At 66.8% G+C, this 24,549-nt stretch carries 26 protein-coding genes; 14 read left to right on the top strand and 12 right to left on the bottom strand.

Going from position 1 to position 24,549, the window contains the following annotated elements; all coding sequences use genetic code 11:
• Position 1 precedes the first annotated feature (1 nt).
• From FYM52_RS06880 to FYM52_RS06860, 5 genes are read left to right on the top strand one after another with little or no spacing between them, the layout of a single operon-like run.
• Positions 2–484, top strand: a complete 483-nt coding sequence (locus tag FYM52_RS06880) for a GspH/FimT family pseudopilin (protein ID WP_154163561.1) — start codon at positions 2–4, stop codon at positions 482–484.
• Entirely contained in the window at positions 481–1,050 is a 570-nt protein-coding gene (pilV, locus tag FYM52_RS06875; protein ID WP_154163560.1) for a type IV pilus modification protein PilV, read from the top strand. The genes FYM52_RS06880 and pilV overlap by 4 nt, the downstream gene beginning before the upstream one ends.
• Positions 1,047–2,141, top strand: coding sequence for a PilW family protein (locus FYM52_RS06870; RefSeq protein WP_179954935.1), 1,095 nt, complete (start codon positions 1,047–1,049; stop codon positions 2,139–2,141). Before pilV ends, FYM52_RS06870 begins: the two co-directional genes overlap by 4 nt.
• Positions 2,138–2,731, top strand: coding sequence for a PilX N-terminal domain-containing pilus assembly protein (locus tag FYM52_RS06865; RefSeq protein WP_042418001.1), 594 nt, complete (start codon positions 2,138–2,140; stop codon positions 2,729–2,731). Before FYM52_RS06870 ends, FYM52_RS06865 begins: the two co-directional genes overlap by 4 nt.
• Positions 2,732–2,743: 12 nt before the next feature.
• A complete protein-coding gene (locus FYM52_RS06860) occupies positions 2,744–5,773 on the top strand; it encodes a pilus assembly protein (protein ID WP_154163559.1) in 3,030 nt (1,009 codons plus the stop codon).
• 37 nt (positions 5,774–5,810) lie between these two features.
• Here the strand turns inward: FYM52_RS06860 and FYM52_RS06855 are convergent, their stop codons facing one another.
• Positions 5,811–6,185: a dihydroneopterin aldolase gene (locus tag FYM52_RS06855; protein WP_154163558.1), complete on the bottom strand. Its 375-nt coding sequence runs from the start codon at positions 6,183–6,185 to the stop codon at positions 5,811–5,813.
• Between the two features lie 242 nt (positions 6,186–6,427).
• On the opposite strand from FYM52_RS06855, the gene FYM52_RS06850 reads away from it, so the two are divergent.
• From FYM52_RS06850 to trxC, 3 genes are all read left to right on the top strand, one after another.
• Positions 6,428–7,438, top strand: a complete 1,011-nt coding sequence (locus FYM52_RS06850) for a class I SAM-dependent methyltransferase (protein WP_154163585.1) — start codon at positions 6,428–6,430, stop codon at positions 7,436–7,438.
• Between the two features lie 21 nt (positions 7,439–7,459).
• Positions 7,460–7,666 carry a DUF2905 family protein gene (locus FYM52_RS06845; RefSeq protein ID WP_042417995.1) on the top strand — a complete coding sequence of 69 codons (207 nt, stop codon included), beginning with the start codon at positions 7,460–7,462 and terminating at the stop codon, positions 7,664–7,666.
• A gap of 141 nt (positions 7,667–7,807) precedes the next feature.
• Complete coding sequence (trxC, locus tag FYM52_RS06840; protein WP_154163557.1) at positions 7,808–8,251, top strand: thioredoxin TrxC; 444 nt, start codon at positions 7,808–7,810, stop codon at positions 8,249–8,251.
• Positions 8,252–8,258: 7 nt separating this feature from the next.
• Here trxC and FYM52_RS06835 read toward each other — a convergent pair whose 3' ends face one another.
• The 6 genes from FYM52_RS06835 to FYM52_RS06810 form a co-directional block, all read right to left on the bottom strand.
• Positions 8,259–8,708 carry a DUF4124 domain-containing protein gene (locus FYM52_RS06835; protein ID WP_154163556.1) on the bottom strand — a complete coding sequence of 150 codons (450 nt, stop codon included), beginning with the start codon at positions 8,706–8,708 and terminating at the stop codon, positions 8,259–8,261.
• A gap of 91 nt (positions 8,709–8,799) precedes the next feature.
• Positions 8,800–9,942 carry an aminotransferase class V-fold PLP-dependent enzyme gene (locus FYM52_RS06830; protein WP_154163555.1) on the bottom strand — a complete coding sequence of 381 codons (1,143 nt, stop codon included), beginning with the start codon at positions 9,940–9,942 and terminating at the stop codon, positions 8,800–8,802.
• Positions 9,943–10,049: 107 nt separating this feature from the next.
• Positions 10,050–10,418 carry a hypothetical protein gene (locus FYM52_RS06825; protein ID WP_154163554.1) on the bottom strand — a complete coding sequence of 123 codons (369 nt, stop codon included), beginning with the start codon at positions 10,416–10,418 and terminating at the stop codon, positions 10,050–10,052.
• 19 nt (positions 10,419–10,437) lie between these two features.
• Positions 10,438–10,803, bottom strand: a complete 366-nt coding sequence (locus FYM52_RS06820) for a DUF779 domain-containing protein (protein ID WP_154163553.1) — start codon at positions 10,801–10,803, stop codon at positions 10,438–10,440.
• 197 nt (positions 10,804–11,000) lie between these two features.
• The gene (locus FYM52_RS06815; protein ID WP_154163552.1) at positions 11,001–12,521 is read right to left on the bottom strand and encodes an aldehyde dehydrogenase family protein; all 1,521 of its coding nucleotides are present in this window, start codon (positions 12,519–12,521) and stop codon (positions 11,001–11,003) included.
• 131 nt (positions 12,522–12,652) lie between these two features.
• Positions 12,653–13,885, bottom strand: coding sequence for a multifunctional CCA addition/repair protein (locus FYM52_RS06810; protein ID WP_154163551.1), 1,233 nt, complete (start codon positions 13,883–13,885; stop codon positions 12,653–12,655).
• A 116-nt stretch (positions 13,886–14,001) separates the two neighbouring features.
• On the opposite strand from FYM52_RS06810, the gene FYM52_RS06805 reads away from it, so the two are divergent.
• Positions 14,002–14,457 carry a hypothetical protein gene (locus FYM52_RS06805; RefSeq protein ID WP_042417972.1) on the top strand — a complete coding sequence of 152 codons (456 nt, stop codon included), beginning with the start codon at positions 14,002–14,004 and terminating at the stop codon, positions 14,455–14,457.
• Between the two features lie 41 nt (positions 14,458–14,498).
• Here FYM52_RS06805 and FYM52_RS06800 read toward each other — a convergent pair whose 3' ends face one another.
• Positions 14,499–15,182 (bottom strand): glutathione S-transferase family protein, encoded by a 684-nt coding sequence (locus FYM52_RS06800; RefSeq protein ID WP_045266096.1) that lies wholly within the window; start codon positions 15,180–15,182, stop codon positions 14,499–14,501.
• 64 nt (positions 15,183–15,246) lie between these two features.
• Here FYM52_RS06800 and queC point away from each other — a divergent pair, with 64 nt between their 5' ends.
• Entirely contained in the window at positions 15,247–15,951 is a 705-nt protein-coding gene (queC, locus tag FYM52_RS06795) for a 7-cyano-7-deazaguanine synthase QueC (protein ID WP_154163550.1), read from the top strand.
• A gap of 273 nt (positions 15,952–16,224) precedes the next feature.
• Here the strand turns inward: queC and FYM52_RS06790 are convergent, their stop codons facing one another.
• Together FYM52_RS06790 and FYM52_RS06785 are read right to left on the bottom strand one after the other, a co-directional pair.
• The gene (locus tag FYM52_RS06790) at positions 16,225–16,434 is read right to left on the bottom strand and encodes a hypothetical protein (RefSeq protein ID WP_231907219.1); all 210 of its coding nucleotides are present in this window, start codon (positions 16,432–16,434) and stop codon (positions 16,225–16,227) included.
• A 74-nt stretch (positions 16,435–16,508) separates the two neighbouring features.
• On the bottom strand, positions 16,509–17,081 hold the full coding sequence (locus FYM52_RS06785) for a 5-formyltetrahydrofolate cyclo-ligase (protein WP_042417960.1): 573 nt from the start codon (positions 17,079–17,081) through the stop codon (positions 16,509–16,511).
• Between the two features lie 14 nt (positions 17,082–17,095).
• Here FYM52_RS06785 and FYM52_RS06780 point away from each other — a divergent pair, with 14 nt between their 5' ends.
• Positions 17,096–19,081 carry a lytic transglycosylase domain-containing protein gene (locus FYM52_RS06780; RefSeq protein WP_154163549.1) on the top strand — a complete coding sequence of 662 codons (1,986 nt, stop codon included), beginning with the start codon at positions 17,096–17,098 and terminating at the stop codon, positions 19,079–19,081.
• Positions 19,082–19,124: 43 nt separating this feature from the next.
• Here FYM52_RS06780 and FYM52_RS06775 read toward each other — a convergent pair whose 3' ends face one another.
• A complete protein-coding gene (locus FYM52_RS06775; protein ID WP_154163548.1) occupies positions 19,125–20,069 on the bottom strand; it encodes an MBL fold metallo-hydrolase in 945 nt (314 codons plus the stop codon).
• Between the two features lie 2 nt (positions 20,070–20,071).
• Positions 20,072–21,793, bottom strand: a complete 1,722-nt coding sequence (locus FYM52_RS06770) for an AMP-binding protein (RefSeq protein ID WP_154163547.1) — start codon at positions 21,791–21,793, stop codon at positions 20,072–20,074.
• Positions 21,794–22,010: 217 nt separating this feature from the next.
• Between FYM52_RS06770 and FYM52_RS06765 the strand changes: the two genes are divergently transcribed.
• The 3 genes from FYM52_RS06765 to FYM52_RS06755 all read left to right on the top strand — a co-directional run bounded on the left by FYM52_RS06765 (position 22,011) and on the right by FYM52_RS06755 (position 24,549).
• Complete coding sequence (locus FYM52_RS06765) at positions 22,011–22,493, top strand: Lrp/AsnC family transcriptional regulator (protein ID WP_042417951.1); 483 nt, start codon at positions 22,011–22,013, stop codon at positions 22,491–22,493.
• A 345-nt stretch (positions 22,494–22,838) separates the two neighbouring features.
• Positions 22,839–23,549, top strand: coding sequence for a GNAT family N-acetyltransferase (locus FYM52_RS06760; protein ID WP_043383095.1), 711 nt, complete (start codon positions 22,839–22,841; stop codon positions 23,547–23,549).
• Positions 23,550–23,664: 115 nt separating this feature from the next.
• Positions 23,665–24,549 (top strand): transporter associated domain-containing protein, encoded by an 885-nt coding sequence (locus tag FYM52_RS06755; RefSeq protein ID WP_162524669.1) that lies wholly within the window; start codon positions 23,665–23,667, stop codon positions 24,547–24,549.

The raw sequence follows: 24,549 nt of genomic DNA, 5'->3' as shown, positions 1-24,549 counted from the left end.
GATGACCATCCCTTCCTCACCTTCCCGGCAGCAGGGCTTCACGCTGGTCGAGCTGATGGTCACGCTGGTGGTGCTGAGCGTCTTTCTGGGCCTGGCGGTGCCATCGTTCCGCGGGCTGCTGGACGCCCAGCGTCTGAAGGCCATGGCCTATGACATGGTGGCCGACCTGAGCCTGGCGCGCAGCGAGGCGCTCAAGCGGGGCAGCGACATCACCTTGACGCCGCAGCAAACCGGAGACTGGACCGCAGGCTGGACGTTGACGGTTGGTTCGGAAGTGGTGGCGCAGCGCGCAGGGGCCGGATCCAGCGTGCGTGTGGTGCAGGCGCCGGCGACCGTCACTTTTGATCGCAATGGCAGGGTGGCGAATGCCACCGCTGTCACGCGTTTTGGCCTTGAGGACCGGCAAGCGCACAACCACCGGTGCATTTCGCTGGACCCCTCGGGGCGGCCCAAGAGTGTGCTTTCGCCATGTCCAACGCCATGAAACCCTCTCTCGCCGTGCGCCACCGTGAACGTGGCGCCTCTTTGCTCGAAGTGCTGGTCGCCATGCTGGTGGTGGCCTTCGGCCTTCTGGGTTACATCGCCCTGCAAGGCAAAAGCGTGGCCGCCACCATGGAAGGGGCGCAGCGCACCCAGGCCTTGATGCTGGTGAACGATCTGGCGCAGCGCATGGAACTTAACCGCTGGAATGCCGATGCCTATGTGGCCAACGACATCGGTGTGACCGCGCCGGGAGATTGCACAACGGCCGGCTGGACGCAGGCGCAGCGTGATTTGTGCGAGTGGAGCCTGAACATCCGTGGGGCGGCGGAAACGGTGGGCACCAGCCAGGTCGGGTCCATGCTGGCGGGCAGGGGATGTGTGAGCAAGCTCAGCAGCCTGTCCACCCCGGCCATGCATTACTACCAGATCACGCTGGCGTGGCAGGGCATCAACGCCAGCGCTGCCCCTGTGGCCGTGTGTGGTAAGGATGCGTATGCGTCTGAAAATACCCGCCGGGTGGTGACTGCCGTGGTGCAGGTCGCACAGTTGCAGGAGGCCACACCATGACGCGGCGCAGTGCACCCCGTGCCCAGCTGGGCCTGAGCGTGGTCGAGCTGATGGTCGGCATGGCGGTTGGCCTGGTGCTGGTCGCCGGGCTGGCGCTGATGTTTGCCAACAGCAGCCGCTCCAGCAATGCGCTGAACCAGAGCTTGCGTCAGATCGAGAACGGCCGGTACGCCATGGAGTTGCTGCAGGACGACCTGAGCATGGCTGGTTTTTATGCCGAAGTCCCCATGGACAGTCTGGCGTATTCCTTGCCTGCAGCGTGTGCGACCGCGCTCAATGCCCTGGGCTGGGATGCCTCTTCACCGGCTACCCCCTTGGCACCGATGCCGCTGGTGGGGGTGGGTGCGACGGAGGCGCTGGCGTGCATCAGCAACCGGCGTGCGGGGACGCCGGCGTTCGTGGTGCACCGCTTGGGCACGGACAGCGTGGCTGTCGCATCGGCGCAGGCGGGCACGGTGTATGTGCAGACCTCACGTTGCAACAGTGATAGCGCCAGCACCCCGTTCGTGGCGGCAACGCAGACCGCCAGCTTTGTGCTGCGCGAGCGCAAGTGCAATCAGCTGACCGCAGTGCGCCCCTATGTCTCGCGCATCTACTACATCGCGTCGTGCAGCGAGTGCACCGGGGCCGGTGACGGCATCCCCACGCTGACCATGGCCGAGCTGCGCGGCGCGGCCTATGTGCCTGTGCCCCTGGTGGAAGGGGTGGAGAACATGGTGCTGGAATATGGGTTTGACACAACAGCCAGCAGTGCTGCAGCCAGCAGCAACGACAGCAAAGGCGCTCCCGATGTGTACCGCACCGCACTGAGCGGCGTGGCCGGGGCTGCAGACAACGACTGGAGCAATGTGATGAGCGTGCGCATGCATTTGCTGGTGCGTTCCCAGGATGCGTCGCCTGGCTTTGACGATGGTGGGCGCAAGTACCACCTGGCCGATGTGGAGCACGGGCCTTTCACCGATGGCTTCAAGCGGCGCGTGTATTCCAGCACGGTGCGGCTGAACAATGTGGCGGGGCGGCGTGAAGTGCCGGTGCCGACCGTGCCTGCCTCGTCGGGTGGCGGCGCGACCACGGGAGGGACGACACCATGAAGGCACGCATCCCCCACGCCGCGCAGCGGGGTTTCTCCCTGGTCGTGGCCTTGATCTTCCTGGCCATCCTGAGCATCTTGGCGGTGGCCGTTTTCCACAGCGTGAACAACGAGCTGCGCATCGTCGCCAATGCACAGTCGCGCCAGGAAAGCCTGTATGCCGCGCAGCTGACCATCGAGGAAACCATCGGCGCGACCGACTTTTTCAAGAACCCCGACGGCGTGGCCAACAAGTCGTTCGAAGTCGACATGAATGGCGATGGCGTGGCCGATTACGTGGCCAAGGTGGTGCCGCGGCCCACCTGCTACCGTGCCAAGAACATCCAGGCCTCGGAGCTGCCTGCCGCACCACGCGGCGGCACGGCGGCAGACCCGTACGCGCCTTGCCGTGCGGAACAAAAACAGGGCAGCACGTTTGTGGAGTCCGAGGCGGCGGTGGCCAGCGCCAGCCCCGAAAGTTGTGCGAACAGTGACTGGGATATCGGCGCACAAGTCACCGATGCCGCATCGCAAACCCGGGTGGCAGTCCACCAGGGGGTGAGTGTGGTGATCTTTGGCAATGAGGTCGCAAACTATTGCGGCACGGAATAAAAGAGGTCCGCTATGCAGACTGCCATCTGGAAAAAATTACCGCGCACCGTGCTGTGCATGCTGTGGGGTCTGGTAGCCGGCAGTGCCTCGGCACAGTACAGCAGCGATATCGACATCTACAGCGCGGCGGGCGGTTCAGGTGTGGCCAACGTGCTGTTCATCATCGACAACTCGGCCAACTGGAACGCCAACAACGGCCAGGGACCTTGTTATTACGAAGGCACCCAGGGTCCGACCACGAATGGCAAGAAGTTCAGCGTCGAACAGTGCGCGCTGTACCAGGTCATCAAGGGCTTGAGCGTGGGTGCGGGCGACGTGCCGCTGTTCAATATTGCGTTCATGGTCTTCAACGAGACCAATGTGGGTACCGGTGCGCGCGTCATCCAGGCGTTCACCCCGGTGAACGCGGCGGGCAAGACGACCTTGCTGAACACGGTGAAGAACCTGACGCAGAACCAGTCGCCCTCGCCCAGTTCGTACGGTCTGGCGATGCACGAGGCTTACCTGTATTACGCCGAGAAAGCGCCCTACGGTGGCCAGCGTGCCGGCACCTTGCCGTACGACCCGAATGCCTTCGAGGGCGGCAAGTACAAGCTCAACGCGACCGCGGCGAATTGCCCGAAAAACTACGTCATCCTGATTGCCAACGGCCCGCCGCAGGGCGACTTCGTCAAGGATTCGGTGGTGCAGGGCCTGCTCGATTCCATGGGCGGCAGCACGGCACAGATCACCTATTCCTCCGGCACGGTGGACACCAAGGACGCCAACAACTGGACAGATGAGTACGCCCGGTTCCTGCGTGGCGTCAACGCCAAGTCGACGGCACAGCTGGTCAATGTGACCACCCATGCGATCGCGGTGACCGGTGCGTCCAGCGACAAGGCCACCTATCCCGCGATCTACAAGGGCGTGGCCAGCCAGGGCGGGGGCGATTTCTACGAGGCCAGGACCGTGTCCGAGCTGACCTTGGCCCTGGGGGACATCTTCAACCGCATGCAGGCCGTGGACAGCGTGTTCTCCGCCGCCAGCCTGCCGGTCAGCGTGAACGCCCAAGGCACCTACCTGAACCAGATCTTCATGGGCATGTTCCGCCCCGATGGGAATGGGGCGCCCCGCTGGCGCGGCAACCTCAAGCAGTACCAGTTCGGCTATGACGTGGTGACCGACGGTTTGTTCCTGGCTGGCGCCAACGGGCGCAGCGCGGTCAGCTCCACCACCGGCTTCATCGAGCCGGGTGCGGTGTCGTTCTGGACGCAGCCGAGCAGCTTCTGGGCGAACGACCCCATGGGGACGCCGAAATCCACCTCGGACTCGCCCGATGGTGAGGTGGTCGAGAAGGGGGGCGCCGCGCAGATGCTGCGCGGGGTGTACGCCACCTCGCAGGATGCCCGCAAGGTGCTGACCTGTGTGGGCTGCGCCAAGGACACCAACCTGGTGACCAATGCGGCGACCCAGTTCTCGGTGGCAAACAGCAGCAACCTGAGCGCCGTGGCGGCCGACACCACCGAGCGCAACCAGCTGATTGCCTGGGTGCGTGGCACGGACAACCGCAGCCCGTCAGACGAGAAGGGGCCCGGCGGCACGACCACCATCCGTTCCAGCGTGCACGGGGATGTGCTGCATTCACGGCCCGCCGTGATCAACTACGGCACTGACAAGGCGCCGAATATCGTGGTGTTCTACGGATCCAACGATGGCATGCTGCATGCCATCAATGGCAATGTCCCGGCCGATTCCGCCGATGCCGGCAAGGAGCTGTGGGGCTTCATTCCTCAGGAGTTCTTCCCCAAGTTCAAGCGTCTGCGCGACCAGTCGCCCGACATTCGCCTGTCCACCACCACCCTGGCCAGCGCGACGCCCAGGGACTACTTTGTCGATGGGCCGATCAGCCTGTACCAGCATGTCAACTCATCGGGGACGACCACCAAGGCCTGGCTCTACATGGGCATGCGCCGCGGGGGGCGCATGGTCTATGCCCTGGATGTCACCGACCCGAGCAACCCCAAGTTCCTGTGGAAGAAGACATCGGCCGACACCGGGTTCTCGCAGTTGGGCCAGACCTGGTCGGAACCCCGGCTGGCCAGAATCCGGGATACCGCCGTCACCTCCAAGCTGGTGCTGATCATGGGGGCCGGCTATGACGCTACGGCCGAAGATGTCACGCCACCGGGCACCACCACCATGGGCAATGCGGTGCTGGTGCTGGATGCCGAAACCGGCGCCCTGCTGAAGTCGTTTGCGACCGTGCGCAGTGTGCCGGCGGATGTCAGCCTGCTGGACTCGGACGGTGATGGCTATACCGACCGGGCCTATGCGGTGGACACTGGGGGCAACCTGTACCGCATCGATTTTGAAACCATGGATACGGTCGGTGCGGATGTGTGGAAGAGCTTCCGGCTGGCCGCCTTGAGCAGCGATAGCGCCGTGCGCAAGTTCTTCTATGCCCCCAGCCTGGTCATGACCCGTGATTTCACGGCCATCCAGGTGGGTTCCGGGGACCGCGAGAAGCCCCTGGCGACGCAGAGCAGCGATGCTTTCTTCACGGTGTTTGACGATCACCTGGCCAAGGGCTGGACGCCACCTGCGGATTTCACGCCCGTGGCTTTCAGTGGCTTGGGGCGGGTCGGCGGGGAGAACCAGAACATGCAGGCCGGGTGCTACATCGCCATGGCCAACGGTGAGAAAGTGGTGAATGCCTCCACCACCTTCCGTGGGGTCACGTATTTCGGCACCAACCGGCCCGTGGCCAGCAACCTGTCGTGCACGGCCAACCTGGGCGAGGCCAAGTCCTATGCGGCCCCCTTGTTCTGCCGCGCACCCAGCTCGCAGATCCTCAATGGTGGTGGTCTGCCGCCCAGCCCGGTGTCCGGGTTCGTGAGCATCTCGTACACGGACAGTAACGGCCACACGGTGACCAAGAAGAAGGAATTCCTGATCGGCGCACCGAACGCCAAGGGCTCGGGCATCGAGACCAGCAACACCCCTTCCACCATCAACGTGCCGCGCAAGCGCCGCTACTGGTTCGAGGAATCGGCCCGCTGAAGGCGCGCGGAGGGCCTGCCGGGGGCAGGCCCTGGCCTCACCACTGTCCGGCTTCCAGGCGGATGGCCACTTCGCAATCGTCAAAGATCGCCAGCTTGGCCACCGTCACACGCACACCGCGCACACCGGGCAAGGCCAGCAGGTTCTGCGCCAGCAGGCCGGTCAGGCGCTCCAGCAGGTCGGAGTGGCCCGCCGTGCAGGTGGCGATGATGGCCTCGCGCGCCAGCCGGTAGTCCAGCACCTCGGCAATGTCATCGCGCGCCGGCAGCAGGGGCTGCGTTCCCAGGTTCAGTTCGGCATCCACCCGGATCGGCTGTGCGGCCGCGCGCTCGTGGTCCAGGATGCCCAGGTGCGCGTTCAGGCGCAGCCCGGTGAGGAAGATCGTGCGTTGGCCGGTGGCAGCAGAGGACATGGTGCAGCAGGTGCCGCCCCGGCTGGCGTGCAGCCGCGGACAGCGTGGTGGTGAATCGGGGGTGGCAGGGGTGTCCATCGTCGCCCTGGGCAGGTGCCGCATGCAGCTTGTGCGCCTGGGCTTTCGACTGCGACGACAATGCAGGGGTGATGACAGAACCCGCAATTTTAATGAGCGCCTTGCGTTCGCACATCGATCAGGCCATTGCCGAGGCCGGTGGCTGGCTGGGCTTTGACCGTTTCATGGCCCTGGCCCTGTACACCCCGGGGCTGGGCTATTACGCCAACGACACGGCCAAGTTCGGGGCCATGCCCGATTCCGGCAGTGATTTCGTGACCGCGCCCGAGCTGTCCCCCGTGTTTGGCCAGTTGCTGGCCGCGCAGGTGGCCGAGGCCCTGGCCGCCACCGGCACGCGCGAGGTGTGGGAGTTCGGTGCCGGCACCGGGGCCCTGGCCCTGCAGGTGCTGGATGAACTGCAGCGCCTGGGCGTGGCCATCGAGCGCTACACCATCGTCGACCTGTCCGGCACGCTGCGTGCGCGCCAGCAGGCGCGTCTGGCGGCCCATGCGCCGACCGTGGTCTGGGCCGATGCCCTGCCTGCGCGGATGCAGGGCGTGGTGATCGGTAACGAGGTGCTGGATGCCATGCCCGTGCAACTGCTGGCCCGTGTAGGCGGCGTGTGGCACGAGCGCGGCGTGGCACTGCAAGGCGAGGCCCTGGTCTGGGCCGACCGCCCCACCGACCTGCGCCCCCCGCTGGAGGTGGAGGGCGAGCACGATTACGAGACCGAAATCCACGCCCAGGGCGAGGCCTTCATCCGCACCCTGGGCGAGCGCCTGGAGCGCGGTGCCGCCTTCTTCATCGACTATGGTTTTGGCGAGTCGGAGTACTACCACCCGCAGCGCCACATGGGCACCACGGTCTGCCACTACCAGCACCAGGTGGACAGCGACCCGCTGGACAAGATCGGCCTCAAGGACATCACGGCCCACGTCAACTTCACCGGCACCGCCGTGGCTGCGCAGGAGGCCGGCCTGGAAGTGCTGGGCTACACCACCCAGGCGCATTTCCTCATTAACTGCGGGCTGCAGCAAAAACTGGAGCAGCTGACGCAGGTCCAGCGCGTGCCAGCGCTCAAATTGATGATGGAGCACGAGATGGGCGAGCTGTTCAAGGTCATCGGCCTGTGCAAGGGCGTCGAGCCCTGGAGCGCCCTGGGCTTTGTCCAGGGTGATCGCACCCACCGGCTCTGAGCCCCGCACCGGACGCTGCACATGATTCGCTGGATGCTGCTGATCTTTGTCCTGCTGGTGCTGCTCAACAGCGCCACCGGGGTGATCCGCAAGGTCGGCTTGGGCCGCCTGCCCGGGGACTTCACCTTCCGCCTGCTCGGGCGCGAGGTTTTCCTGCCCTGCGCCAGTGCCGTGCTGGTGACGGTGCTGCTGTTCAGCACCATCAAATTGCTGGCCTGGTTGTTCTGAAAAAGTGAGCTGCTGGCGCAGGCTGCGTCAGCGAAAAACCGCTTTTTGCTCAAGCACTGCCCGGCCGAGGGGCGCGCCTGACCGACTTGCAAAAGGCGGGCCCACCACCATGTGCAGGCTTTGAGAGTTCCTGGAGCCGCCATGACCACGCCCGAAGCCCTGCACATCGTCTGCCCCCACTGCCACAAGACCAACCGCGTGGCGGCCCAGCACCTGGGCCATGCGCCCGACTGCGGCAGCTGCCACCAGCCGCTGTTCACGGGGGAGCCCGTGGCGCTGGACGCCGACAGTTTTGCCAAGCACGTGGGGCGCAGCCACATCCCGGTGGTGGTGGACTTCTGGGCCCCCTGGTGCGGTCCCTGCCGCATGATGGCGCCGGCCTTTGCCCAGGCCGCCCAGCAACTGTCACCCCAGGTGCGGCTGGCCAAGCTGGACACCGAGGCCCACCCCCAGGCGGCCGCACCCTACAACGTGCGCAGCATTCCCACCATGATCGTGTTCCAGCACGGCGTGGAAAAGGCGCGCATCTCCGGGGCCTTGCCGGCCGGCGAGATCGTGCGCTGGGTGCGCTCGGTGGTGGGCTGAGCGCCGCTCAGCAGCGCAGGTCACGCAACTGGAGGCGGGCTTGGTAGAGCGCCAGCTCGGCCTGGCCTTTTTGGTCGGCGCGGGCCTGCGCAACCTGGGCTTCCAGGCTGGGTAAGCGCAGGTCCAGCCATTCGCAGTGCAGCTTCTCGGTGGCGCTGAGTCGCATTCTGCGTCGGTCGACAGCCAGTGCTTCCGGTGACTTGCAGGTGATCGGACGTATGGCTTCGGCGCGTGGGCGCTGGGTGATTGCGCGTTGCACATCGGGGTGGCGTTGTACGGTGCCGGTGGCGCGGCTGAGCCCCTGCGTCGGGCTGGTGTCAATCGCCTGGGCTCCGGGACAGGGTGCGTGGGAACAACGGGTGTTGCCGTGGATGTCACAGCGGTAGACCTGCTGCGCCTGTACGTGGCAGGCGACCAGGCCCCACAGCGCCGCCATGGCGAGAGGTGTTGAACGCATGCACCGGATGGTAGGGGCTACCTGCGGGTGACGTCCAGCGATGCCCGCAGGCCAGCCCCTCCACGGTGTTGCCTCCAGCAGACGCAGCCGCTCAGCGGGCGGGTGCTGCAGACAGCGTTTGCAAGGCCTGCACCAGCGCCTGGATGTCGGCATCGGTGGTGTGGGCGCTGACCGAGGCGCGGACCACGGCGCTCAAGCCGCGGGCCTGCATGTCCAGCGGGGTGAAGCCCATGCCGCTGGCGGCCACCTGGATGTGGCCCTGCAGCAGTGCCTGCTGCACCTGGGCAGGGGTGTGGCCCTGCAGCGTGAACGGCACGATGCCGCAGTCGGCGGGGGCGGCTGCCAGGCTGTGCAGGCGCAGGCCCGGCACATCCGCCAGGGCGCTGCGCAGTTGCCGCGCGCGCTCGGCGATGGCGGCAAAGCGCTGCGTCCAGCCCTCGGCCTGGGCCGTGTCCAGCGCGGCCAGCAGGCCCAGCTTGAGGGCGACCGAGGATTCGGACTGCTCCAGCATCCGCGCATCCTGGCGCAGCACCGGGCCGGTGGGGGTGATGGGGCAGGACACATGGTCCACCGTCATGGGCTGCAGCCGGGCGGCAAAGCCGGGTTTCAGGTACACCAGCCCGGTGCCGCGCGGGCCACACAGCCATTTGCGGCCCGGGGCCGTAAGCACATCGCACTGCAGGGCCTGCACATCGACGGGGATGTGGCCCAGGGCCTGGGCCGCATCGATGATGTAGGGGATGCCATGGCGGGCGCACAGCTGGCCCAGGGCCTGGGCGTCATACACCGTGCTGCCGTTGGCCGGCACCCAGGTCAGCGCGATGAGCTGGACGCGTGCGTCCAGCCCGGCCTCCAGCGCCTCCAGGTCGATGTGGCCGTCCGCGGTGCAGGGCATGGTCTCCACCACGCAGCCGGTGCGGGCCTGCAGCTGCAGCAGCATCGCGTAGTTGCCACCCCATTCGCCCGGCGTGACCAGCACGCGGTCCCCGGCCTGCAGCGGCAGGGCGCCGACCACGGCACACCAGCCGTGGGTGTTGCCGGTGGTCAGGGCGATATCGGCCGGCTGGCAGTGCAGCAGCGCCGCCAGCTGGGCATAGAGCTGCTGCAGCTGGGGCTGGGCCTGCTGGGCGGCCACGTAGGAGCCCAGGGCCTGCTCGCGCTGCATGTAGTCGGTGACGGCCTGCAGCACGCGGTCCGGCATCAGTCCGCCGGCGGCTTGGTTGAAGTAGTGCATGGTGGGGAAAAGAGGGGGCAGGGGCCCATGCTAGCGCGACCCGGCGGCGCGGCAGGGGCCGGGGCCGTGCTCACAGGCGGTCAGCCCCTTCGTGCATCGGCAACAGGCTAGCAGCGCAGTGCGCGAAAACGCGCCTGGGCCTGTTCCAGCGCGGCCTGGGCGGCGGCCTTGTCGGCGGGCGCCGCACGGTGCAGGCTGCGCGCCAGCACGGGCAACTGGGTGTCCTGGGCTGCACATTCCAGCTGGGCGGCATGGGGCAGCTGGCGCCGGCGTGCGGCAATCAGCAGGTGCTCGGGCGACAGCCCTTGCAGTTGGGCGGTACCGGCGCTGACCCGCAGGGCCAGTGCGCCCCCTGGCGGGGCACTGTGCGCCACCAGGGGCTGGGCCATGGTGGTTGGCGTGGCCAGGGCCCAGACAGCCCAGGCCATCGAGCGGCAGATGCTGCGCTTGCGGCGTGGTGGGCGTGGGATGGGCATGGCAGGCCGCACCGGGATGTCAACTGGCCCGCAGTTGGGCCAGCTCGGCATCGGTGAACACGCGCGAGCGGGTCAGGAAGGCCTTGCCTTCAGGGCCTTCCAGCGACAGGGTGCCGCCGCCATGGCCGTCGATCACGTCGATGATGAGCTGGGTGTGCTGCCAGTACTCGAACTGCGAGGCGCTCATGTAGAACGGCAGGCCGCCGATCTCGCCCAGCTGCACATCGCCGGGGCCGATGGTCAGCTCGCCCTCGATGTAGCAGTTGGCAGCGCTGTTGTCGCAGCAGCCCCCGGATTGGTGAAAGAACAGCCGGGGCCCGTACTTGGCGCGCAGCACGTCGATCAACTCCAGCGTGGCGGGCGTGGCAATGACGCGATCGACCATGGGGTGCTCCTGGTAAGAAAAAGAGAGCGCGGTGCGCAGGCTGTGCAAGCGCTATCAGGTGATTTCATTCAGATCCTGCAGCACCTGCAGTAGCTGCCGCCACCGGGTGGAGCGTGCCGCCGGCCCACCGTGGGCCCCAGGGCCACGGTGGTGTGGCGGCCCAGGGGGTGGTGGCGGGGGCGCGCTCCAGGCCCGGTTTAGAAGAAGCCCAGCTTGTGCTCGGAGTAGGACACCAGCAGGTTCTTGGTCTGCTGGTAGTGGTCCAGCATCTGCTTGTGGTTCTCGCGCCCGATGCCCGACTCCTTGTAGCCCCCGAACGCCGCGTGCGCGGGGTAGTGGTGGTAGCAGTTGGTCCACACGCGCCCGGCCTTGATGGCGCGGCCCATGCGGTAGGCCACGTTGCCGTTGCGGCTCCAGACGCCGGCGCCCAGGCCGTAGAGCGTGTCATTGGCCAGCGCCAGGGCTTCTTCCTCGGTCTTGAAGGTGGTCACGGCCAGCACGGGGCCGAAGATCTCTTCCTGGAAGATGCGCATCTTGTTGTGGCCCTTGAAGATGGTGGGCTGCACGTAGTAGCCGCCGGACAGGGCGCCGCCCAGCTGGGCCTGGGCGCCGCCGATCAGCACCTCGGCGCCTTCCTGCCGGCCCAGGTCCAGGTAGGACAGGATCTTGGTCAGCTGCTCCTTGCTGGCCTGGGCGCCCATCATGCTGCTGGGGTCCAGCGGGTCGGCGTGCTTGATGGCCGCCACGCGCTGGAGCACGCGTTCCATGAACTTCTCGTAGATCGACTCCTGGATCAGCGCGCGGCTGGGGCAGGTGCAGACCTCGCCCTGGTTGAAGGCGAACAGCACCAGGCCTTCGATGGCCTTGTCGAGGAAGCTGTCGTCCTTGTCCATCACGTCGGCGAAGAAGATGTTGGGCGACTTGCCACCCAGCTCCAACGTGGCCGGGATCAGGCTGTTGGCCGCCGCCTGGGCGATCACGCGGCCGGTGCTGGTGGAGCCGGTGAAGGCGATCTTGGCGATGCGCTTGCTTTGCGCCAGCGGCATGCCGGCCTCGCGGCCGAAGCCGTTGACGATGTTCAGCACGCCGGGCGGCAGCAGGTCACCGACCAGGCCCATCAGCACCAGGATGGACACGGGCGTGGATTCGGCGGGCTTGAGCACCACGCAGTTGCCCGCGGCCAGCGCGGGCGCCAGCTTCCAGGCCGCCATCAGGATGGGGAAGTTCCAGGGGATGATCTGCCCGACCACGCCCAGCGGCTCGTGGAAGTGGTAGGCCACGGTCTCGTTGTCGATCTGGCTGATGCCGCCTTCCTGGGTGCGCACCGCGCCGGCAAAGTAGCGGAAGTGGTCGGCGGCCAGCGGAATGTCGGCGGCCAGCGTCTCGCGGATGGCCTTGCCGTTGTCGATGGTCTCCACATACGCCAGCAGCTCGCGGTGGGCATCAATGCGGTCGGCCATCTGCAGCAGGATGTTGCTGCGCTCGGTGGCCGAGGTCTTGCCCCAGGCATCGGCGGCAGCGTGGGCCGCGTCCAGCGCCTTTTCGATGTCGGCCGCCGTGCCGCGTGCCACGCGCGTGTAGACCTGGCCGGTGATCGGCGTGACCACATCGAAATACTCGCCACCGCTGGGCGGCACCCACTGGCCGCCGATGTAGTTGTCGTAGCGGTCTTGGTAGTGGTGCAGCGCACCGGATTGGCCGGGAAGGGCATAAGCCATGGCAAACCTCCAGAACAAAGGAAACGAGGGTGGGTGTGGGCCGACGGGGGCCCAACCGGCACATGTTCCTCTGTGTCCCTGCCCGGGTGTTTGGCGGTTTTCCCTGGGAAGCGCTGCCTCGGCGTCCCCGCCTACAGCACCTGGGCCACGGCCTGCTGGCGCGCGCTGGCCACGGCCTCGCCAATCGCCGGGCCCTTCAGCCCGCGCTGGGCCGCGGCCTGTGCAACGGGCGCGGTGTCCACGGCCAGGGCCGCGTCCAGCGCCGTCTGCAGGCGCTGGCGCTGGGGATAGGGGCGGTCCTCGAAGCCGGTGCGCCCCCGGGCATCGCATTCGCAGGCCAGCAGGGCCTCGGCAAAGCGCGCGGGCTTGCGCAGGGCGTCGCAGCGCTCCAGCAGGCGCAGCACGGCCGCGGCGTTCAGCTCCCCGCTGCGGTGGATGTTGCCGTGTTCGCGCGCCACCACGTCGGCCAGTTCCTTGCAATCGTTGGGCACGCGCCAGCGCGCGCACACGCCCTGCAGCAGGCGGGCGCTGCGCTGCTCGTGGCCGATGTGGCGCGGCAGCATCTCGGCCGGTGTGGTGCCCTTGCCGAAGTCGTGGCACAGGCAGGCAAAGCGCACGCTCAGCGGCGATTGCAGCTGCGCGGCCATGTCCAGCACCAGCATGGCGTGCACGCCGCTGTCCACCTCGGGGTGGTATTCGGCGCGCTGGGGCACGCCCCACAGGCGGTCCAGCTCGGGCAGCAGCACGCGCAGGGCGCCGCAGGCGCGCAGCACCTCGAACATGCGCGAGGGCCGGGCTTCCATCAGCCCGCGGCTGATTTCCTGCCAGACGCGCTCGGGCACCAGGTGGTCGGCTTCGCCCGCGTCGACCATCTCGCGCATCAGTTGCAGGGTCTCGGGGGCCACGTGGAAGTCGGTGAAGCGCGCGGCAAAACGCGCCACGCGCAGGATGCGCACCGGGTCTTCGCGGAAGGCCTCGGTCACATGGCGCAGCACCCTGGCCTGTAGGTCGGCCTGGCCGTGATAGGGGTCAAAAACGTCTTCAGTGCCCGTCCAGCCTGCGGGAGCTGCTATCGCATTAATGGTCAGGTCGCGCCGCGCCAGGTCTTCTTCCAGCGTCACGTCGGGGGCGGTGTGGACCACAAAGCCGCGGTAGCCCCTGCCACTCTTGCGCTCGGTGCGCGCCAGGGCGTATTCCTCGTGGGTCTCGGGGTGCAGGAACACCGGGAAATCGCGCCCCACGGGTGTGAAGCCGCGCGCCGTCATGTCCTCGGGGGAGGCGCCCACGACCACCCAGTCGGTGTCGTGCACCGGGCGCTGCAACAGGCGGTCGCGCACCGCGCCGCCAACCATGTAAATCTTCATGTAGCCAAGTGTAGGGCCGCTGCCGTCGCCGACGCCCGGCAGCGTGCGATGCACCGCGCCCGCCGGGGGACGGATTTTGTTTGTATAGTCGCCCCCTTCTTGCCCTGGGGTGCGCCATGTCCTTGCTTTCTTCCCTCACCATTGCCCAGTTGAACCCGGATGGCAGCGTGCCCGTGCCCGAGGCCCCGGACGCCCAGGCCCAGGCCGCCGCCGCGGCACTGGAGCGCGAAGCCCAGTTGGAAACCCTGCAGGAACAAATGGAGGCGCTGCAGGAGGTGCTGGCCAAGCCGCTCAAGGACATCCTGGCCGACCACGCGCAGAGCCAGAAGACCGCCGCCGCCTGGGAGGCCTTCGGCGCCATGTGGATGCTGTCGCAGCGCGCCATGCGCCGCGTGGCCATGGAGCTGGCCGCGCAGCAGGGCGTGAGCGAGGACGAGGTGGTGGCCCGGGCCCTGCGCTACGCCAACGCGGTGCTCAACACCGAGGACGAGGACCTGGGCGGCACCCTGGCCCCGGCCCAGCTGGCGCACATTGCGCGGCACAAGCCCATGCTGCGCAAGCAGTTCAAGTAGGCCCGCCCGCCAGGGGCGCACCGGTGCGCCGCCGGCGCGTTTCAGCGCTGGGTGCGGTAGGGTTCGTCGAAGTCGCGGAAGTCGTGCTCGGCCTCGGCCTGCGTGATCCAGGCCTGGACGGCCGGCACGGCGCGCACGCGCTGCACGTAGTCGGCAATCGCGGGTGGCACGGGCAGGCCGTAGGTGTGCAGGCGCATGCACACCGGGGCGAAGTAGGCGTCGACCATGCTGAACCGGCCGAACAGCATGGGGCCGCCGTGGGATTGCAGCAGTTCGCTCCACATGTCGACCAGGCGGGCCACATTGGCGCGCACGGCCGCCTGCTCGGCCCAGATCTTGGCGCCGACCTCGGGCAGCCGGGCCTCGATGTTCATGGGACAGTGGCTGCGCAGGGCGGTGAAGCCGCTGTGCATCTCGGCGCAGAGGCTGCGGGCGCGGGCGCGGTCGGTCACCGACGCCGGCCAGATGCCGGCCTTGGGGAAGGTCTCGGCCAGGTACTCGGCAATCGCCAACGTGTCCCAGATGGCCAGATCGTCGTGCACCAGCACGGGCACGGTGCCCGTGGGCGTCAGCGGGCGCAGCGTGCGCTTGAACTGCGAATCGGGCGCGAAGCTGTCGAAGCGCACCATGACCTCGTCGAAGGCGATGCCCAGCTGGCGCATCGCCACCCAGGGGCGCATGGACCAGGACGAGTAGTTCTTGTTGCCGATGTAAAGCTGCAGCATAGGAGGTCCGTTCTCACAACCATGTGACGTCGTGGCACTGTAGCGCGTGTTGTAATTCCGGCCTATGCATACCTCTGCGCTTGTGATGTTTTCGGGTGGACAGGACTCCACCACCTGCCTGGCCCACGCCCTGTCGAAGTACGACCGGGTCGAATCCCTGGGCTTTGACTATGGCCAGCGCCACAGCGTGGAGCTGCAGGCGCGGCTGACGGTGCTGCAGCAGCTGCGCACGCAGTTTCCCCAGTGGGCGCCCAAGCTGGGTGAGGACCATGTGCTGAGCCTGGACGTGCTCAAGCAGATCGGCGGCTCTTCCCTGACCGAGGACGTGGCCTTCGCCATGCAGGCCGATGGCCTGCCCAACACCTTTGTGCCCGGGCGCAACCTGCTGTTCTTGACGCTGGCCGGCGCCCTGGCTTACCGGCGCGGGCTGCAGGTCCTCGTGACCGGTGTCTGCGAGACGGATTTCTCCGGCTACCCCGACTGCCGCGACGACACCATGAAGGCCATGCAGCTGGCGCTGAACCTGGGGCTGGAGCGGCGCCTGCGCATCGAGACGCCGCTGATGTGGATCGACAAGGCCGCCACCTGGCAGATGGCCCAGGACCTGGGCGGCGACGCCCTGGTGCAGCTGATCGTGCAGGACACGCACACTTGCTACGAGGGCACGCGCGATGTGCTGCACGCCTGGGGGCACGGCTGCGGCCACTGCCCGGCCTGCGAGCTGCGCGCCAAGGGCTGGCAGCGCTGGCGCGCGGCCCAGGCCATCTGAGCGCGGAGGGGGCGGGTTAGACCCGGGCGATGGCCGGATGCTCAACCCTTAGCCCTTAGCCCTTAGCCCTTAGCCCTTAGCCCTTAGCCCTTAGCCCTTAGCCCTTAGCCCTTAGCCCTTAGCCCAGGGATGGCGCGTCCGATGGACATGCCCGGCACCTGCTGCGTGCCATCGGGGGGAAGAAGACAACTGCTCATTTTCAGGAGCTGCCTGCGCACGCTGTCCAAGCGTTTGCAGGTGTTTTAAGCCTGCATCGCAAGGCAGGTGTGCGCATCACGCTTCCTTTTTTGAACGTGGACGCAGCCCGGCCTGGGCGGCGCGGGTTTGCGCCACCATGTCGGCCATCCAGGCCTGGCTTTCGGGCAGGGCGAACAGGAAGTCCCAGATGGCGTCATGCTGGCGCGGCGTCAGGCTGTGCGGGCCGTGGCGGCGCATGTGGCCTTGCAGGCGCTGCACCTCGGCGCGGGTCAGCGGCAGGTGCATGGGGGTAAGGGGCGGGCGCGATTGCAGACGGCGCTGCGGGACGGATTTTTGCTTGCGAACGGGCATACCAACAGTCAAACAGGCCAGACCACGCCGTTGTCGTTCAGGATGGCATCCAGCGGCAGGTCGTGGGATTCCGGCAGGAAATCTTCAATGAAACCCTGGGTGAAGCCCAGCCCCACCGTGTGCGGTGCGGGGCGCAGGCCGGCCAGGGTGCGGTCGTAAAAGCCCCCGCCATAGCCCAGGCGGTAACCGCCGGGGCCGTAGCCCACGCAGGGCACGAACAGCAGGGTGGGGGTGATCACCTCGGTGTCCTTGGGCTTGGGAATGCCGTAGGCATCCTCCTCCATGGGACAGCCAGGGTGCCAGGCATGGAAGCGCATGGTCTTGGTGATCTTGTCGATCACCGGCAGGCCGATGCGGCGGCGCTGGGGTTTGTCCAGCAGTTCGCCGTCCTCCTTCCAGCGGTGCAGCACGGGCAGGGGGTCGAACTCGCCCTTGATCGGCCAGTAGGCGCCGATCACGGTGTCCGGACGGTCCACCAGCCAGATGCGCATGACACGTTGCAAATCGTCCGCGCGCTGTAGGCGATCCACCATAGTGAGGCGTTGCTGTACCAAGGTGCGTCGAAGGGCCGCTTTGTCCATCACATAATTCCTCTATGCCATTGCACAAGATTCTGACACCGCTTTGCGCGGCCCTCGTTTTTAGCGTTCCAGTTTTCTCGGCCGTTGCCCAGACCGCCGCGGGCGACAACGTGTTGCTGCAGATGCAGGAAGCGGCGCGCAAGGGCGACAAGGCACGGCTGGCGGCCCTGCTGCCCCAGACCGCCGGACACCCGCTGGAGCCCTGGGCGGCCTACTGGGAATTGAAGGCCCGCCTGGAAACCTCGAACCAGGCCGAGGTTGATGCCTTCCTGCAGCGCTGGCGCGGCACCTACCAGGAAGACCGTCTGCGCAATGACTGGCTGTTGCTGCTGGGGCAGCGCCGCCAGTGGTCCGACTTTGCCCGCATGCTGGCCGATTTCCGTATGCAGGACGACCGAGAGGTGCGCTGCTACGACATGGCTGTGCAGACCATCGAGCGCCGCCAGCCCGAGCATGCCGCCCAGGAGGTGGTGCGTCTGTGGCACGCCCAGCGCGATGCCGACGATGGCTGCACCTATGCCGCCAGCGAGCTGTACGCCATCAAGCAGCTCGACGATCTGGCCGTGTGGAAGCGCGCGCGCCTGTCCGCCGAGCAAAACCGCCAGACCGGCACACGCCGTGCCGTCACCATCGTGGCGCCCGACGCCCTGTCGCACCTGACCGAAGTGTTTGCCTCGCCGGCCAAGTACCTGGCCGGCACTAGCAAGGTGCGCGGCAACACCCGGCGCGAACTGGCCGTGCTGGCGCTGATTCGCATGGCCAGCACCGACCCCGACCAGGCCGCCAGCCTGATGGACAGCCGCTGGGCCGCCCAACTGCGGGCCGAAGAGCGTGACTGGGTCTGGGGCGTCATCGGCAAGGTCAGCGCACGGCGCCTGGACAGCAATGCGGTGGCCTATTACGACAAGGTCGGCAAGCCGGAGCGCATGTCCGACGAGTCGCAGGAATGGATGGTGCGCGCCAACCTGCGGGCCGGCCAGTGGCACACCGTGCGCAAGACCATCGATGCCATGCCACCGTCGCTGCAGGCCGACAGCGCCTGGGTCTACTGGAAGGCCCGGGCCCTGCTGAACGACCGCCGCGGCGGCGAGGCCGAGCGCGCCGAGGCCCAGCGCCTGCTGCAGAGCATTGCCAGCGTCAAGGGCTTCTACGAAAAACTGGCGCTGGAGGACCTGGGCCAGGCCGTCACCGTACCGCCCGCCCCACAACCGCTGACGGCACAGGAACAGGCGGCCGCAGCCAGCAACCCCGGCCTGCAGCGCGCGCTGTATGCCATCCGAATCGGCCTGCGCAGCGAGGGCGTGCGCGAGTGGAACTACAGCGTGGGCCTGCATGTGCCGGGCGGCATGAACGACCGCGAGCTGCTGGCCGCAGCCGATCTGGCCTGCAAGGCCCAGGTCTGGGACCGCTGCATCAACACCAGCGAACGCACGCGCGAAGCCATCGATTGGAAGCAGCGCTTCCCCATGCCCTTCCACGACGCGGTGATCGCCAAGGCCAACAGCATCGGTTTGGATCCGGCCTACGTCTACGGGCTGATCCGCCAGGAAAGCCGCTTCATCATGGATGCGCGTTCGCACGTCGGGGCCTCGGGCCTGATGCAGGTGATGCCGGCGACCGCCAAGTGGACGGCGCGCAAGATCGGCATGACCGACTTCCAGCCGCAGATGATCAACGACCGCGATGTGAACATCACCATCGGCACGTCCTACCTGAAGCTGGCGCTGGACGACTTCGAGGGCTCCATGGCCATGGCCGCCGCCGGTTACAACGCCGGCCCGGGGCGCCCCCGCAACTGGCGCAACGGCCCGGTGCTGGAGGGTGCCATCTGGGCGGAGAACGTGCCATTCACCGAAACGCGCGACTACGTCAAGAAAGTGCTGTCCAATACCACCAACTACGCGGCCATGATCACCGGCCGCCCCCAGTCGCTGAAGGCGCGCCTGGGCACGGTGGGCCCCAAGGTGACCACGGCCGAGTACAACCCCGACCTGCCCTGAGCGTCATTCGGCCCCAGCCCCACGGCGTGGGGCCTGCACGGTCTCAGCGGTTGAGCAGCAGCGGGGTTCCGTCGCGCACCTCCAGCGCGGCGGCCTGGCTGGCCACCAGCTCCTGCACCAGGGTCTCGACCCACTGCGTGGGCGACTGGGCGTCAAAGTACCGGGCGTGCAGCAGGCCCAGGTAGGGCGTTTGCCGGCACCAGGCGTGCACCTGGTCCAATGGCAGTTGCTGCCACTCCAGCAGCTTGTACTTGAGCAACACCTTGGCGGCGTAGCGGGCATGGCGCTCGGGCTGGGCGATGAACCCCTGCAAACGCTGGCGCGCCCGCGCCAGGGCTGCGGCCACGTCCGTGAACAGCGGGCCGTGGCCGGGCAGCACCAGGGCGGGTTGCAACTGCTCAATCACGTCCAGCGTGGCGGCCACTTCGGCAAATGCCTGCACCCCTTCGATTTCCGGAAACACCACGCCAAAGCCGTGCTCCCACAGCGCATCGGCAGAGATCAGCAGCCGGCGCTCGGGCTCGAACAGCACGATGGAGTGCGGGTCATGGCCGGGCGCGGCGTGCACCTGCCAGGGGCGTCCGCCCAGGGTGACCGTGCTGCCGGGCAGCAGCACACCGTCGGCCCGAAAACGGGGGCAGGACTGGCCGGTGGGGGTGTAGCTCAGGGCCACGGGGTCCCAGTCCTGCACCTGGGCGGCCTGCCCCGGGGCAATCCAGGTCTGCACGTCCGGCCAGCGCGCCTGCAGGGCAGCATTGCCGCCGCAGTGGTCGCTGTGCAGGTGGGTGTTCAGGACGTGGGTGAGCGGTCGCATGTCCAGGGTGCTGGCCACCAGGTCCACCGTCTGCTCCGCATGGCTGCAGTAGCCGGTGTCCACCAGGGCGGCGTCGTCGGGGCCCAGCAACAGGACGTTGTTGGCCGAGAGCCAGCCGCGTTCGAAAAAAAACATGCCGGGCCACAGGCCCGGCGTGGTCGAGTCCTGGGGCATGGCTAGTGGGGAGCGGTCTCGGGGCGGGGGGCTGGTGCGGGCGCTGCCGTGGGGCGCAGCTCGCGGCGCAAGATCTTGCCGACGTTGGTCTTGGGCAGCTCGTCGCGGAACTCGATGTACTTGGGCCGCTTGTAACCCGTGAGGTTGTCGTGGCAGTAGCGCAGCAGGCGCTCCTCGGTCAGCGTGGGGTCGTTCTTGATGACGAACACCTTGATGGCCTCGCCGGAGTGTTCATCCGGCACGCCCACGGCGGCGCATTCCACCACGCCGGGGCACAGGGAGATGACGTTCTCCAGCTCGTTCGGGAAGACGTTGAAGCCGCTGACCAGGATCATGTCCTTCTTGCGGTCGATGATCTTGAAGAAGCCCTGTGCGTCCATCAGGCCGATGTCGCCGGTGCGCATGAAGCCATCGGCGGTGAAGGCCTTGGTCGTTTCCTCGGGCTGGCGGTAGTAGCCCTGCATGACGTTGGGGCCGCGGATGCAGATTTCGCCGTGCTCGCCCTGCGGCAGGGTGTTGCCGTCATCGTCCTTGATGGCCAGGTCAATCCCGGGCAGCGGCAGGCCGATGGTGCCGCTGAAGCGGGTGGCGTTGACCGGGTTGTTGGTGCCGATGGCGCAGGTCTCGCTCATGCCCCAGCCTTCGATCATGGCCTTGCCGGTCACTTTCTGCCATTCGCGGGCCGTACCCTCAGAGGCCGCCATGCCGCCGGCCTGGGACACGGCCAGTGCCGAAAAGTCCAGGGTGCGGAACTTGGGGTTCTGCAGCAGCGCGTTGAACAGGGTGTTCACGGCTGGCAGGGTGTGGAAGGGGCGCTTGCGCAGCACCTCGACAAACTTGGGGATGTCGCGCGGGTTGGGAATCAGGCTGAGGCTGGAGCCCTGGCGCAGCGACAGCAGCAGCAGGGTCAGTGCGAAGATGTGGTACAGCGGCAGCGCGGCGATGCCGTGGATCTTGCGCATGTCGCTTTGCCCGGCGTAGGCCGGGGCAAACCAGGCCTCGGCCTGCAGCGTGGCGGCAATGATGTTGCGGTGCGTCAGGATGGCGCCCTTGGACAGGCCGGTGGTGCCGCCGGTGTACTGCAGGAAGGCAATGCTGTCACCGCTGACGTGGGGTTTGCGCAGCTGCAGGCGCGCACCGCGCGCCAGGGCTTGCTTGAACGGGGTGACACTGCGGCCGTCCAGGGGCAGCTCGTAGGCGGGCACCATCTTGGCCAGGTGGCGCACGGCGAAGGTGATCCAGTGGCCGTACCAAAAGCCCAGCAGGTCGCCCATGGAGGCCATGCACACGTGCTGGATCGGGGTGCGGGGCAGGACGTCGGCCAGCGTGTGCGCGAAGTTTTCCAGGATGATGATGGCGGTGGCGCCGGAATCCTTGAGCTGGTGCTCCAGTTCGCGTGCCGTGTACAGCGGGTTGACGTTGACGCAGGTGTAGCCGGCACGCAGCACGCCGGCCATGCTGACGGCGAACTGCGGGATATTGGGCAGCATGATGGCCACGCGGGCGTCGGGCTCCAGGTGCAGGCTTTGCAGCCAGGCGCCCAGGTGCCGCGAGTGCTGGTCCAGGTCGCGGTAGCGCATCCATACGTCCATGCAGACCGTGAAGGGCTGGTCGGCATTGGTCCGCAAGGATTCCTCCAGCAGTTCCACCACCGAGGGGTAGGCCTCGGGGTCGATGGCATGGGGCACCCCGGCGGGGTAGTGGTTGAGCCACGGACGATCCATATCAGCGCCTTTCTGTCTGAAAACCACAATCAAGATGCAGAGCCCATTGTTGGAGGGGCGGCTGCCGCCCCGGGATGGGGCTTTTCCTAGGAACGCGGGCAAACCAGGGGGTGGGTTGGCCTGGACGCTCAAGAAAAATGCGTGCAACGTGCGGTTTTCGCAAATATCGTGGCACAACCTGCCTGCCTCCGTGGTGGGGTGCATAAAATCTTCCGACATGAGCACAGAACACACCCTCGATAAGCTGGACCGTTCCATCCTGCGTCGTCTGCAGGAAAACGGCCGTGAGACCTATGACGTGATCGGCGAGCAAGTCGGCCTGTCGCCCAGCGCCGTGCTGCGCCGGGTCAAGCGTCTGGAGGAAGCGGGGGTGATTGAGCGCTACGTGGCCCTGGTGCCGCCGGAAAAGGTGGGCCTGGGGCTGACGGCCTACCTGAATGTGCGCCTGGAAAAGAGCACCGAAATTCACAAGCGCAACCCCATGGATGCCTTCAAGCAGAGCGTGCAGAACTGGCCCGAGGTGGTGGAATGCGCCTCGCTGACCGGGGACATGGATTACCTGCTGCGCGTGGTGGTGTCGGACATGCAGCACTACAGCCGCTTCATCATGGAAACCCTGCTCAAGCACCCCAGCGTGGCCGACTGCAAGACCAGCTTTGTGCTGGACCGCGTCAAGGCGACCACGTCGGTGCCGGTGTGAGCTTCTGAAAGCAGAGCGCTTGGCCTTCGTTGCATAAGAGATTCGGATGTATATCTAACTGAATTGAAGATTGAACAAGCACTGGCAGCTACGGTTTTTGCAACTAGCGCCGCAACTCGCCACCACAGCACCAACCGGTGCTGTTTTTTTTGTGGTGCAAATGCCGCGCAGCGGTCGCCAGAATGACAGCCGCTTGCCCATGCAGGTACACAGTGCATGCGTTTTATGTTGCAATGCAGCAATTAAGCGTAAACCCTAGGTTTGTGCGCCGCCTGGGAAACACTGCTGTGGATGTGGCGCGCGATGCCTGAAAGAATGTGCCCAGCCGCACAGGACTTTTGACCCATGACCGAGCCTCTCCGTTGGATCACTGCCCCTTGGAAAGCCAGCCAGCAATGGCTGCGCAAAGCCGCGTCGGCCCGCAGCGTGCCGACCCTGGTGCCCATCCGTGAACTGTCGCCCCGCCACCGCGATCGCATCCGTGCGCACCTGCTCAAGCTGGACCCCAGCGACCGCTACCTGCGCTTCGGCTACGCCGCCAACGACGAGCAGGTCAAGCGCTATGCGGACAACCTGGACTTCGACCGCGACGATATCTTCGGCATCTTCAACCGCCGGCTGGAACTGATCGCCATGGCGCACCTGGCCTATACCGACCTGGCGCACCACAGCAACTGCGCGGAATTCGGGGTGTCGGTGCTGAAGACCGCACGGGGCCTGGGCCTGGGCACGCGCCTGTTCGCCCGTGCCGTCCTGCATTCGCGCAACCAGGGCGTGGAGATGATGTTCATCCACGCGCTGAGCGAGAACACCGCCATGCTCAAGATCGCCCGCAATGCCGGCGCCCGCGTGCAGCGTGACGGCACCGAGTCCGAGGCCTACCTGCAACTGCCCGCCGCCGGGCTGGACACCCATGTCTCCGAGCTGTGGGACAACCAGGTGGCCGAGGTGGACTACCAGCTCAAGAAGCAGGCCAAGCAGTTCTGGTCCATCCTGGCCGACGTGCAGGAAATCCGCCAGGACGTGCGCGAAGGCCGCCACAAATCGGCGCAGTAAGCCCTTTTCCCCGGGTGCGCCCCGCCCAGGCGCGCGGCACCGAGCTTGGAGGGCCGCAGTGAATCCGCTATCCTTGGTGCCCTCTCCACAACTGCATGTCCTGCACTGAACGTCTGTGTCAGACCCGCACCCTGCGCGCCACCCGGAGCGCGAAGACAAGCGCAGCTTTCTGCAAAAGATTGTCGAATTCATCCACCCGGGGCTCGACTCCAAGGATGAACTCATCGAGACCCTGGCCGAAGCCGAGGACAACGAAGTCATCGGCACCGAGGCCCGCGTGATGCTGGAGGGTGTGATCCGCATGGCGGACCGCACGGCCACCGACATTATGGTGGCCGCCCCGCGCATGGACGTGCTGGACATCCACGCCCCCTACGACGAACTGCTGGGCCAGGTGATCCGCACGGCGCACTCGCGCTTCCCGGTCTACGAGGGGGAGCGGGACAACATCATCGGCATTCTGATGGCCAAGGACCTGCTGAAGCTGCAGCGCTCGCCGTCCTTGAATCTGCGCTCCCTGCTGCGCCCGGCGATCTTCGTGCCGGAGACCAAGGGCCTGTACGACCTGCTGCGCGAATTTCGCACCAACCGCAACCACATGAGCATCCTGATCGATGAGTTCGGCAAGGTGTCGGGCCTGGTGACCATGGAGGACGTGCTGGAGGAAATCGTCGGTGAGATCGAGGACGAGTTCGACATCCCCGAAGAGCACGGCGACATTTTCGCCCTGGCCGACAACACCTACCGTGTGGCAGGGCACACCCCGCTGGAGCGGCTGGCCGATGCTTTTGGCGTGCGCTTCGACCAGGAGGCGGAGGCCGAAGACTTTGAAACGATTGGTGGCTGGGTGAGCCATGCCATGGGGCGCCTGCCCAAGCGTGGCGAGTCCTGGGAGGTAGCCGGTCTGCAGTTCGTGGTGTTGCACGCCAAGGGCGGCGCGGTGCGCTGGTTCCAGGTGCGGCGCGTAGACGATGGAACGACGGAAAGTGTGAGCGAATGA

This window comes from Comamonas sp. CAH-2, assembly GCF_009668305.1.
Classification (GTDB): domain Bacteria; phylum Pseudomonadota; class Gammaproteobacteria; order Burkholderiales; family Burkholderiaceae_C; genus Comamonas; species Comamonas aquatica.
This window is presented reverse-complemented; position numbering and strand designations above follow the sequence as displayed.

What these genes read in the sequence shown, in the direction of transcription:
- FYM52_RS06870 (WP_179954935.1), top strand. Translation starts at nt 1,047, where the DNA reads ATGACGCGGCGCAGTGCACCCCGTGCCCAGCTGGGCCTGAGCGTGGTC.
- FYM52_RS06860 (WP_154163559.1), top strand. Translation starts at nt 2,744, where the DNA reads ATGCAGACTGCCATCTGGAAAAAATTACCGCGCACCGTGCTGTGCATG.
- FYM52_RS06805 (WP_042417972.1), top strand. Translation starts at nt 14,002, where the DNA reads ATGTCCTTGCTTTCTTCCCTCACCATTGCCCAGTTGAACCCGGATGGC.
- FYM52_RS06865 (WP_042418001.1), top strand. Translation starts at nt 2,138, where the DNA reads ATGAAGGCACGCATCCCCCACGCCGCGCAGCGGGGTTTCTCCCTGGTC.
- FYM52_RS06855 (WP_154163558.1), bottom strand. Translation starts at nt 6,185, where the DNA reads ATGTCCTCTGCTGCCACCGGCCAACGCACGATCTTCCTCACCGGGCTG.
- FYM52_RS06780 (WP_154163549.1), top strand. Translation starts at nt 17,096, where the DNA reads ATGCCATTGCACAAGATTCTGACACCGCTTTGCGCGGCCCTCGTTTTT.
- FYM52_RS06880 (WP_154163561.1), top strand. Translation starts at nt 2, where the DNA reads ATGACCATCCCTTCCTCACCTTCCCGGCAGCAGGGCTTCACGCTGGTC.
- FYM52_RS06815 (WP_154163552.1), bottom strand. Translation starts at nt 12,521, where the DNA reads ATGGCTTATGCCCTTCCCGGCCAATCCGGTGCGCTGCACCACTACCAA.
- FYM52_RS06845 (WP_042417995.1), top strand. Translation starts at nt 7,460, where the DNA reads ATGATTCGCTGGATGCTGCTGATCTTTGTCCTGCTGGTGCTGCTCAAC.
- FYM52_RS06850 (WP_154163585.1), top strand. Translation starts at nt 6,428, where the DNA reads ATGGCCCTGGCCCTGTACACCCCGGGGCTGGGCTATTACGCCAACGAC.
- queC (WP_154163550.1), top strand. Translation starts at nt 15,247, where the DNA reads ATGCATACCTCTGCGCTTGTGATGTTTTCGGGTGGACAGGACTCCACC.
- FYM52_RS06835 (WP_154163556.1), bottom strand. Translation starts at nt 8,708, where the DNA reads ATGCGTTCAACACCTCTCGCCATGGCGGCGCTGTGGGGCCTGGTCGCC.
- FYM52_RS06760 (WP_043383095.1), top strand. Translation starts at nt 22,839, where the DNA reads ATGACCGAGCCTCTCCGTTGGATCACTGCCCCTTGGAAAGCCAGCCAG.
- FYM52_RS06770 (WP_154163547.1), bottom strand. Translation starts at nt 21,793, where the DNA reads ATGGATCGTCCGTGGCTCAACCACTACCCCGCCGGGGTGCCCCATGCC.
- pilV (WP_154163560.1), top strand. Translation starts at nt 481, where the DNA reads ATGAAACCCTCTCTCGCCGTGCGCCACCGTGAACGTGGCGCCTCTTTG.
- FYM52_RS06825 (WP_154163554.1), bottom strand. Translation starts at nt 10,418, where the DNA reads ATGCCCATCCCACGCCCACCACGCCGCAAGCGCAGCATCTGCCGCTCG.
- FYM52_RS06830 (WP_154163555.1), bottom strand. Translation starts at nt 9,942, where the DNA reads ATGCACTACTTCAACCAAGCCGCCGGCGGACTGATGCCGGACCGCGTG.
- FYM52_RS06790 (WP_231907219.1), bottom strand. Translation starts at nt 16,434, where the DNA reads ATGCACCTGCCGCTGACCCGCGCCGAGGTGCAGCGCCTGCAAGGCCAC.
- trxC (WP_154163557.1), top strand. Translation starts at nt 7,808, where the DNA reads ATGACCACGCCCGAAGCCCTGCACATCGTCTGCCCCCACTGCCACAAG.
- FYM52_RS06810 (WP_154163551.1), bottom strand. Translation starts at nt 13,885, where the DNA reads ATGAAGATTTACATGGTTGGCGGCGCGGTGCGCGACCGCCTGTTGCAG.
- FYM52_RS06785 (WP_042417960.1), bottom strand. Translation starts at nt 17,081, where the DNA reads ATGGACAAAGCGGCCCTTCGACGCACCTTGGTACAGCAACGCCTCACT.
- FYM52_RS06775 (WP_154163548.1), bottom strand. Translation starts at nt 20,069, where the DNA reads ATGCCCCAGGACTCGACCACGCCGGGCCTGTGGCCCGGCATGTTTTTT.
- FYM52_RS06765 (WP_042417951.1), top strand. Translation starts at nt 22,011, where the DNA reads ATGAGCACAGAACACACCCTCGATAAGCTGGACCGTTCCATCCTGCGT.
- FYM52_RS06820 (WP_154163553.1), bottom strand. Translation starts at nt 10,803, where the DNA reads ATGGTCGATCGCGTCATTGCCACGCCCGCCACGCTGGAGTTGATCGAC.
- FYM52_RS06800 (WP_045266096.1), bottom strand. Translation starts at nt 15,182, where the DNA reads ATGCTGCAGCTTTACATCGGCAACAAGAACTACTCGTCCTGGTCCATG.